The 10,087-nt window shown below is 69.4% G+C and carries 7 protein-coding genes; all 7 read right to left on the minus strand.

The window, feature by feature from the left end; all coding sequences use genetic code 11:
* Window positions 1-686: 686 nt before the first annotated feature.
* The 7 genes from V6M57_RS01435 to V6M57_RS01465 all read right to left on the minus strand — a co-directional run bounded on the left by V6M57_RS01435 (window position 687) and on the right by V6M57_RS01465 (window position 9,712).
* Window positions 687-2,012, minus strand: a complete 1,326-nt coding sequence (locus V6M57_RS01435) for a TolC family outer membrane protein (RefSeq protein WP_332813197.1) — start codon at window positions 2,010-2,012, stop codon at window positions 687-689.
* 56 nt (window positions 2,013-2,068) lie between these two features.
* Window positions 2,069-2,407 (minus strand): rhodanese-like domain-containing protein, encoded by a 339-nt coding sequence (locus V6M57_RS01440; RefSeq protein WP_332813198.1) that lies wholly within the window; start codon window positions 2,405-2,407, stop codon window positions 2,069-2,071.
* A complete protein-coding gene (locus V6M57_RS01445; protein ID WP_332813199.1) occupies window positions 2,407-3,096 on the minus strand; it encodes a protein-L-isoaspartate O-methyltransferase family protein in 690 nt (229 codons plus the stop codon). The genes V6M57_RS01440 and V6M57_RS01445 overlap by 1 nt, the downstream gene beginning before the upstream one ends.
* Window positions 3,097-3,193: 97 nt before the next feature.
* Window positions 3,194-6,535, minus strand: a complete 3,342-nt coding sequence (locus tag V6M57_RS01450; RefSeq protein ID WP_332813200.1) for an efflux RND transporter permease subunit — start codon at window positions 6,533-6,535, stop codon at window positions 3,194-3,196.
* 303 nt (window positions 6,536-6,838) lie between these two features.
* On the minus strand, window positions 6,839-7,996 hold the full coding sequence (locus V6M57_RS01455; RefSeq protein ID WP_332813201.1) for an efflux RND transporter periplasmic adaptor subunit: 1,158 nt from the start codon (window positions 7,994-7,996) through the stop codon (window positions 6,839-6,841).
* Window positions 7,993-8,688 carry a TetR/AcrR family transcriptional regulator gene (locus V6M57_RS01460; RefSeq protein WP_332813202.1) on the minus strand — a complete coding sequence of 232 codons (696 nt, stop codon included), beginning with the start codon at window positions 8,686-8,688 and terminating at the stop codon, window positions 7,993-7,995. The genes V6M57_RS01455 and V6M57_RS01460 overlap by 4 nt, the downstream gene beginning before the upstream one ends.
* A 241-nt stretch (window positions 8,689-8,929) precedes the next feature.
* Complete coding sequence (locus tag V6M57_RS01465; protein ID WP_332813203.1) at window positions 8,930-9,712, minus strand: YdcF family protein; 783 nt, start codon at window positions 9,710-9,712, stop codon at window positions 8,930-8,932.
* Window positions 9,713-10,087: the final 375 nt, after the last annotated feature.

Genomic DNA, 10,087 nt, shown 5'->3' on the forward strand with positions numbered 1-10,087 from the left:
GCGAGGTGGTCGCCAGCGAGATGGCGGCGACCTGCGGGTTGACCTGCAGCAGGTCGGCCAGCCGCTCCAGGATCAGTTCCTGGATCTCGAGCCGCTGCTTGTCGGTCTGCTCCAGCACGCTTGCCTTCCAACTTGTTGTTGGGGCCATGCTATGGGCTGACAAATGTCATTGCAATAAAAAATAGAACGGAGGGTGTGTTCGTGCACGGACGGCCGGCGACGCCCTCGTGACGCCGCGAGGCTCGCCCCCGTCCGACTCCATGCATCCTGGAAAGGCGGCCGCCAGTACGTGCCCGGCGACGTGAACAACCCGCCGCAAGGTCTCTTGCATTTTCAAGATGGGCTCCAATCCAGGCGATTCGACCTTCGCCGGCTAACCATCCTTCGGGCCCCGGCAAGACCATTACGGTGACCCCGTGTGAGCTGCGCGCTGACACCAGTGGCCAGACCGCGGAGTCTCCCGGTGCATACCAACGTGCAACTGGTACTCAGCCGGCGGCTGCTCGATCGAAAAAAGCCCCGCGATGCGGAGCTTTTTTCTTGTGGCGGCGTTCCAGCAGCGATGTCATCCCGGCGTTCGCCTGGCGAACGCCGGGAACCATCTCCTGCTCTCTGAACACCAGCAGCGCGTGTTCGGCGCTCGGGAGATGGATTGCGGGTCAAGCCGGCAATGACATCAGTGGGCCCTACTTCACCACCAGCGCATTCAACCGCGCCAGATCCTCCGGCGCCAGCGTGCCGTTGGCCTGCCGCAGCCGCAGGTGGCCCAGCAGCACGTTGTATCGCGCCTGCGCCAGATCCCGCTTGGTCTGGAACAACTGGCTCTGCGCGTTCAGCACGTCGATGTTGATGCGCACGCCCACCTGGTAGCCCAGGCGGTTGGCGTCCAGCGCCAGTTGGCTGGACGCCTCGGCGGCTTCCAGCGCGCGCACCTGGCCCTGGCCGGAGATCACGCCGAAGTAGGCGGTGCGGGTGGCCTGGGCCACGTTGCGGCGCGCAGCTTCCAGGTCGGCGCGGGCCTTTTCTTCCAGCGACAGGGTCTCGCGGATGCGGTTCTGGGTGGCGAAGCCGGCGAACAGTGGCAGGTTGAAGGTCACGCCCAGCTGGCCCACGTTGCTGCGGTTGTCCAGGGTGCTGGTGGTGCTGCCGCCCAGGTTGCGCTGCACGCCGTAGCTGGCCGTGAGGTCCAGCGTGGGCTTGTGGCCGGCCTTGGCCTTCTCGATCTCCCACTCGGCGATGTCCAGCGCGGTGCGGGCCTGCTGGATGGCGGGGCTGGCGGCCTCGGCCTGCGACACCCAGGCTTCCACATTGCCCGGCTCGGGCGCCGGCACTTCGAGCGGCGCGGCCACGGGCGCGGGCTGCGCATCGGGCTTGCCGGTCAATGTCTCCAGCGCCAGCCGGCGCACGCGCAGGTCGTTCTCGGCCTGGATCTCCTGGGCGGTGACGAGGTCGAAGCGGGCCTGCGCCTCGCGCGTGTCGGTGATGGTGGCGGTGCCGACCTCGAAGTTGCGCTTGGCCGAGGCCAGCTGCTCGGCCACCGCGGTCTTCTGCGCGCGCACGAAGGCCAGCGTGTCCTGCGCGGCCAGCACGTCGAAGTAGGCCTGGCTGACGCGCACGATCAGGTCCTGCGAGGCGGTGGTCAGCTGCGCCTGCGCCAGCTCGGTCTGCAGCAGCCCCTGCTGGTAGGTGGCCCAGTTGGCCGGCCGGTACAGCGGCTGCGAGGCGGCGATGCTGGCCGTCTGGGTGCCGAAGCTGCGGTCGGTGGGCGGGACGTCGACGTCCAGGCTGGAGCGGCTGACGCCGGCCGCCAGGTTGGCGCTGGGCAGGATGCCGGCGCGGGCCTGCTCGGCGCGCGCCAGGTTGGCGTCGAACTGCGCCTTGGCCGCTTGCCAGGCGGCGTCGTGCGCGCGGGCCGATTCGTACAGCTCCAGCAGGCTCTGTGCAGCCACCGGGCCGGCCGCGAACGCGGCGAGCAGGGCCGCCGCCAGAGGAAGTCGCCGCGAAGCAGTCATGCGTCCGGTCCTTGCTGTTGCTGTTGTCTTGGGGGTTCGGTTCGGCCGTGCGCCGCTCAGTACAGCGGCACGCTGGGGTCTCGCTCGCGCGACCAGGCGTCGATGCCGCCGGCGATGTTGGCCACGTGCTCGAAGCCGTTGCCGGCCAGGAACATCCCCACCCGCTGGCTGCGCGCGCCGTGGTGGCACAGGCAGGCCACGGGCTTGCCCGCGTCCAGCTCGCCGAGGCGGGCCGGGATCTCGTTCATGGGGATGGCGACGAGCTCGAAGCCGGGTTGCGGGGGGATGCTGGCGGCGCGCAGTTCGGGCGCTTCGCGCACGTCCAGCACGACGCCGCGGCCGCCCTGCGCGGCCAGCCAGGCGTCGAGGTCGGTGGGGCGGACCTGGTCGATCATCAGAACTTGAAGCGCGAGGGCGCCGGGAAGTGCAGCAGGCGCGGCGCCACCGTGTCCCAGGGCTGGGCGGTGGTGAAGCTGGATTCGCCGGTGCGGGTGAGGAAGGTGGCGCGCATCACCGGCTCGTCGCCGACGATGGCGGCCAGCCGGCCGCCGATCTTCAGTTGCTGCAGCAGCGCTTCGGGCACCTCGGCCACCGAGCCGCTGAGCAGGATGACGTCGAACGGGCCTTCGGCGGCCAGCCCGCGCGAGCCGTCGCCCTCGCGCACCTCGGCGTTGTGCACGCCGGCCAGGTGCAGGTTGTTGCGGGCCATGCGCACCAGCTCGGGCTCGATCTCCACCGAGATCACGCGCTGGGCGCGGGCGGCCAGCAGCGCGGCGACGTAGCCGGAGCCGGTGCCGATCTCCAGCACCTTTTCGTGGCCTTCGAGCTTCACGTCCTGCACCAGGCGGGCCTCGACCTTGGGCTCCAGCATCACCTGGCCGAGCTGCAGCGCCTCGTCGAAGGTGCCGCGCAGCGGGATCATCATGTCCACGAAGGCCAGCGCCTTGTGCTCGGGCGGCACGAACTCCTCGCGCCGCACCTGGGCCAGCAGTGCCAGGACCTGCTCGTCGAGCACGTCCCAGGGGCGGATCTGCTGCTCGATCATGTTGAAGCGGAGGGTTTCGAGGAGGGGAAGGGGGGTCATGGTTGTTCTCGGGGGGCGGGGGGCTGGGTCTCTGGGAAGGGGGCTGGGGGCGGATGGGGAATTCTAGGAAACCGGGCGGTGGGGCACACATTGGGTGTCATTGCGGGCTTGACCCGCCATCCATCACCTGTGCGTTGAACACGTGCGGCGGTGCGGTATGCCCACCCGCTCTTCGCCGCAGCCACCCCGCAAAATCATCCAGGTAGCAATACACCACCGGCACCACCACCAGCGTCAGCAGCGACGAAGTGATCACCCCGCCGATCACCGCCTGGCCCATGGGCGCGCGCTGCTCGGAGCCCTCGCTCAGCGCGAACGCCAGCGGCACCATGCCGAAGATCATCGCCAGCGTGGTCATCAGGATGGGCCGCAGCCGCACCCGCGCCGCCAGCAGCAACGCCTCGGCGCGCTCCAGCCCCGGCACCTCGCTGCCGTCCTCGGAAATCGTCCGTTGCCGGGCCCGGTTGGCGAAGTCCACCAGCAGGATGGCGTTCTTGGTCACCAGCCCCATCAGCATCACGATGCCGATGATGGAGAACATCGAGATCGTCGAGCCGAACAGCATCAGCGCCAGCACCACGCCGATCAGCGTCAGCGGCAGGGATGTCATCAGCGCCAGCGGCTGCAAAAAGCTCTTGAACTGGCTGGCCAGGATCATGTAGATGAAGATCACCGCCATCGCCAGCGCGGAGACGGCGTACGAGAACGATTCCGCCATGTTCTTGGCCGAGCCGCTGAACTGCCAGCGGTAGCCGGGCGGGAAGGCGATGGCTTCCAGTTGCCTGCGGATGTCGGCCGACACCTCGCCCGCGGCGCGGTCGTGCGTGTTGGCGTTGATCGCCACCTCGCGCGTCAGGTCGCGCCGGTTGACCTGGTTGGGCCCCGTGCCTTCGCGCACCTGCGCCACCTGGCCCAGCCGCACGATGCGCGCGCTGCCGTCGGCGTTCTGGCCGGTGGCGAAGGGCAGTCGGTCCAGCTGCTGCGGCGCCACCCGCGCATCGGGTGCCAGCCGCACGTTGACGTCGTAGGTCTGGTCGTCGGGCGCGCGCCAGTTGCCCACCGTCTGCCCGGCCACCAGGGTGCGCAGCGAGGCCGCGATCTGGCCGACCGACAGGCCCAGGTCGGAGGCGGCGTCGCGCCGCACCTGCACCTCGATGGTGGGCTTGTCGTCCTTGACGCTGGAGTCCAGGTCCACCAGCCCGGGCGTGCCGCGGATGCGCTCCATCACCAGCCGCGCCAGCCGCTCCAGCTCCTGCTGGTCGGGGCCGAGGATGGAAAACTCCACCTGCTTGTTGCCGCCCACCGCGTCGACCAGGCCGACGTGCGTGACGGTGATGCCGGGCACCTGCAGCAGCCGCTGGCGCAGCACGCCGGAGAGCTGGTCGACGCTGCGCTGGCGCTGCTCGCGGTCCACCAGCCGCACGTAGACCGACGCCTGGATCTTGCCCTGCGCGGCGCCGGTGTTGATGGTCGACAGCGTGTACTGTACCTCCGGCAGCTCGCGCAGGATGGCCTCGACCTGGCGCGCCTTGGCCTCGGTGACTTCGAGCGAGGAGCCCACCGGCGTGTGGAAGCTGACCGAGGTCTCGGAGTAGTCGGCCTTGGGCACGAACTCGGTGCCCAGCAGCGGCAGCATCAGCACGCTGGCGACGAAGATGCCGGCGGCGGCGCCCAGCGTGGCCAGCTTGTGCTGCAGCGCCCAGCGCAGCAGGCCCTGGTAGGCCTGGGCGAGCTGCTCGGTGCCGCTGTCGAACGCACCAGTCACGCGGCCGATGGTGCGGTCGTACAGCGTGCGGCGCTCGCGCGGCTGGCCGTGCTGGTCGATCTCGGGGTCGTGCCAGATCGAGGACAGCATGGGGTCGAGCGTGAAGCTGACGAACATCGAGATCAGCACCGCCGCCACGATGGTGATGCCGAACTCGTGGAAGAACTTGCCGATGATGCCGCCCATGAAGCCGATCGGCAGGAACACCGCGACGATGGAGAAGGTGGTGGCCAGCACCGCCAGCCCGATCTCCTGCGTGCCCTCCAGCGAGGCCTGGTAGGGGCCCTTGCCCATCTGCACGTGGCGCACGATGTTCTCGCGCACCACGATCGCGTCGTCGATCAGCAGGCCCACGCACAGCGACAGCGCCATCAGCGTGATCATGTTGATGGTGAAGCCGAAGGCGTGCATGAACAGGAAGGTGCCGATCAGCGCGATCGGCAGCGTCAGGCCGGTGATGACGGTGGAGCGCCAGGAGTTCAGGAACAGGAAGACGATCAGCACCGTGAGGGCGGCGCCTTCCAGCAGCGTCTGGCGCACGTTCTGCACGGCCACGCGGATCGGGCGCGAGGCATCCTGGATCGGCTCCAGCCGTACGCCCGGAGGCAGCTCGGCCTTCATCTCGTCCAGGGTCCTGGCCAGGCCGTCGGTGACGGCGATGGTGTTCTCGTCCTGCGACTTCTGCACCGACAGCAGCAGCGTGCGCTGGCCGTTGTAGAGGGCCAGGCTCTCGACTTCCTGCGCGCCGTCGGACACGCGCGCCACCTGCTCCAGGCGCACCGGGGCGCTCCCGCCGGCTTGTCCGGCGGCTCCTGATGATTTGCGCGCGACGATGATGCGGCCGAAGTCTTCCGGGCGCTGCATGCGGGCGTCGATCTGCACCACGCGCTCCTGCGCCAGCGAGCGGATCGCGCCGACCGGCAGGTCCTGGTTCTCGTTGCGCACCGCGGCCACCACCTGCTCGGGCGTGATGCCGAAGGCTTCCAGCGCCTGCGGATCGAGGTAGAGGTTGATCTCGCGCTTGCTGCCGCCCACCAGCGTGACCGAGCCGACGCCGCGCACGTTCTCCAGCCGCTTCTTGAGGACCTGGTCGGCCCAGTTGGTCAGTTCGACGGGGGAGGGAGGGCGAGAGGGTCTGGTTGGGGTTGGGTTGGCGGAGGCAGCGGGGCTCGTGGGGCCTGGATTCGCCGAGGGGCCGGGTCGCGCGGCCGGCTCACCGGCTTGTTGTCCTTGGTCGTCGGGCAGCACCGCCACCGACCAGATCGGCCGGCTGGCCGGATCGAAGCGCAGCACGCGCGGCTCCTTGACCTCGTCGCGGAAGGTCTGCCGGATCGCCGCCACCTTCTCGCGCACGTCCTCCGCCGCCTTGCGGCCGTCCAGGTGGAGCTGGAACTCGATGATGACCAGCGACTGGTTCTCGTAGCTGCGCGAGGTGAGCGCGTTGATGCCGGCGATCGAGTTGACGGCCTCCTCGATCTTGCGCGTGACCTCGCTCTCCACCACCTCCGGCGAGGCGCCGGGGTACTCGGTCTGCACCACCACGACCGGGAAGTCGATGTTGGGAAACTGGTCGACCTTCAGGCGCTGCAGCGAAAACAGCCCGAGCACCACCAGCGCCAGCATGAGCATGGTGGCGAAGACGGGGTTCTTCAGGCTGACGCGGGTGAACCACATGCTTGCTGGAGGGGCTAGGGGCTAGGGGCTAGGGCTGCCCCGCTCATGTCATTGCGGGCTTGAGCCGCAATCCATCTCCCGCTCGCCGAACACGCGTGGTGGCGTGCCGGGCGCAGGTGATGGATCCCGGCTTTCGCCGGGATGACATGCCCATGACATGAATGCCCGGATGACATGAATGCCGGAATGACATGAATTGTCGGAATGACACGTCGGGATGACATGAGTTGCGGGATGACACGCAGAGGCAGCCTGACATGCAACTGCGGGATGAATGCGACCGGTGGATGACAGGAACTGCGTTCACGGCGCCGCACGTCGCACTCCTTCTCCGCCCACCGCATCCACCCCCGTGAATCTCACCGGTGTGCCCACTCTCAGCTGCCCCACCGCACCCTTGATCACCACCGCGCCTTCGGCCACGCCGTCCACCGCGACCCAGCTCTCGCCGTCCACTTCCCCGCGCGCACCCGGCGTGACGCCCTTGTGCGCCACCTGCCCGTTCTCCACCAGCTGCACATAAGGCGCCGGCTTGTCCGTGCGCACCGCGGCCAGCGGCACGGCCAGGCCGCTGGCGCTGCCGACCACCAGCCGGCCCTGCGCGAACAGGCCCTGCCGCAGCCCGGCCGCATCCTGCAGCGCCAGGTAGACCGGCACGCTGCGGCTGCCGGCCTGCGCGCTGGGGTTGATGCGCACCACGCGCGCCGCCACCGGCTGGGCCAACCCTTCGACCTGCAGCTCGGCCGCCTGCCCCACCCGCACCTGCACCGAATCCGCCGCGCTCAGCGTCGCCTCCAGCTCCAGCCGCGACAGGTCGACGATCTCCAGCACGCGCGCATCGACGCCGACCCGCTCGCCCGGCTGCGCCAGCCGCTGTGACACCACGCCGGCGATCGGCGCACGCAGCACCGTGTCGTCCAGCGTCTTGCGCGCCATGTCGGCCGCCGCCAGCGCCGCCCGGTGCGTGGAGCGCGCCGCGTCCAGGTTGTTCAGCGAGGTGTCCAGCGCCGTCTTCGAGATGAAGCCCTGGTCCACCAGCGCCTTGTTGTTGTCCCACTGGCGCTGGGCGATGTCGATCTGCGCCTGGGCCGCGGCCGCCTGCTCGCTGGCCTGGCGCAGGCGCGCCTGGTATTCGATGGCGTCGATGCGCGCGACCACCTGGCCGGCCCGCACCGCATCGCCTTCGCGCAGCGTCAGCCCCTGCAGCTCGCCCGCCACGCGCGCCTTCACCAGCGCGGAGTTCACCGCCTTCAGCGAGCCGGACACCGGCAGGCCCTGCGACAGCTGCACCGATCGCGCCTTGAGCACGTCGGTGGCCGCCAGTTCCGCCACCGCCTGCGCCTTGGCGACCGGCTCGGCGGCGGCGCGCTCCTTGCGCGCGGCAACCAGGCGTAGCGCCGCCCCGGCGACGAGCAGCAGCACGAGGGCCGCGACGACCCACTGGACCGCGCGGCGCGTCATTTCCTGCCCGGCGCGGGCGCGGCCGGCTTGCAGATGCCCGTGAGCAGGGTGTCGGCCACGCACTGCAGGTAGCGCTGCGGATCGATGGCGTAGTCCTGCGGGGCGCAGGGCGCCAGCGAGTGCTTCATCATGATCAGGTGGACCATGGGCGCGATGATCGAATAGACGGCGTAGTCCAGGTCGAGCGGCTTGAACTCGCCGCGATCGATGCCGCGCTGCAGGATGCGCCGGATCAGCTCGTTGCCGGGGCGGATCACCTCGCGCTGGTAGAAGGCGGCCAGTTCGGGGAAGTTGCGCGCCTCGCTGATCATCAGCTTGGTGATGCCCGATGCGCGGGTGGCGCCGAGCCGGTCCCACCACACCTGCAGGCAGTAGCGCACCATGTCGGGCGTCGAGCCCTGGAAGGCCTCGAACTCGTCGTGCCACTCGGCGAAGCGGCCCGACACGTTCTCGCGCACCACCGCCTTGAACAGTTCTTCCTTGCTGGGGAAGTAGAGGAACAGCGTGCCCTTGGACACGCCCGCGCGCGCCGCCACTTCCTCCGAGCGGGTGGCGGCGAAGCCTTTCTCGACGAACAGGTCGAGCGCGGCGTCGAGCAGCTCGCCGGGGCGGGCCTGCTTGCGGCGCTCGCGCTTGACGCCGCTCTCGTCGGCGGGGTCGAGCGGGGCGATGGAGGGCTTGGCGGGAGGCATGAATTACTGACTGACCGGTTAGTAATGTAATAGGGAAGGGGTTGAGCGTCAAGCTTGCGGTGGGGGTTGGGCGAGGCTAAACCGCTGCTGCGAAAGGGAAATTTGCGGCAGGTCAAGAAGGCAGGCCGTGTCGTCCCGGCGTCCCAATGTCATCCCGGCGAACGCCGGGAACCATCTCCCGCGCTCTGCGTACGCGACCGTGCATTCAGTACGCCGGTGATCACCGCCTCCGGCAGGCGCTTCAAGACCACCGCGCCACAGCCGCAGATCCCCGCGCCACCCACATCCCCAGCGCCTCGCGCAGCACCTGCTTCGACAGCGTCAAGCCTTCGGTCGAAGGCAGCCAGGTCAGCAGTACGCGCGTCTGCGCAGCAGGAAACCCCATGGGCGCGGGCAGCACCGTGAACCCGGCACCCTCGAATTCCAGCCGGGCGCGTGGCATGTGCCAGGCGTCCGTGACGAGCGCGACGCGGGCGATGCGCTCACGCGCCAGCAGCTCGCGCATCCGCCGGGCGTTCTCCGCGGTGTCGCGCGATTCCCCGTCGGCCCAGCGCAGGTCGACGCCGAACTCCTGCAGCGTGCGGCGGGCGACCTCGGCTTCGCTCGGGAAATCGGCGCCGGCGGCCCAGCCCACGCCACCGGCGAAGGCGAGCGGCTTGCCGGTGCGGCGGGCGAGCGTGGCGCCGTAGCGCAGTCGCGCCAGGGTGTAGCTGTTGGGCTGGGCGGCGCCGTATTCGGGCGCCTGCGCCGCGATGCCGCCGCCGAGCACGACGATCGCCTGTGCCTGCGCGAGCTGCGCCGGCCGGATCGGCGCGGCCTGCGGCAGCACCGACTGCGCCAGCCACGCGGCCACTGCGTAGCAGCTCAGCAGCCACAGCGCCGCGATGCCGAGGACGGCGATGGCCACCCCGGTGCGCACCCGCCGCCGCGCCGCCACCAGCACGCCGAGCAGCGCCAGCAGCAATGGCGAGGCCGGCGGCATCACGATCGCCGTCAGGATGGGCTTGAGTTCACCGGGGAGCATGGGGGTGAATGCTAGAGCTTTGTGCCGTTACTCTGTCATTGCGGGCCCAAGCTGTGTCATTGCGGGCTTGCCCCGCAATCCATCACCCGCGCGCCGAACACGCGCATCGGCTGATCAGAGAGCAGGAGATGGGTCCCGGCGTTCGCCGGGATGACAAGCAGCATGTCATTGCGGGCCTGCCCCGCAATCCATCACCCGCGCGCTGAACACGCGCATCGGCTGATCAGAGAGCAGGAGATGGATCCCGGCGTTCGCCCATTAGCGCTAACATAAATCAAGGCTCTTGAGGTATCCTCTACTCATCCATGGCGATGAGTAGAGGCCCTTCATGAAACAGTTGGCGCCGCAGCCGTCTTCAGAGCGCACAAGCTTGGA

Source organism: Ramlibacter sp., from assembly GCF_036676645.1.
Classification (GTDB): domain Bacteria; phylum Pseudomonadota; class Gammaproteobacteria; order Burkholderiales; family Burkholderiaceae_C; genus Ramlibacter.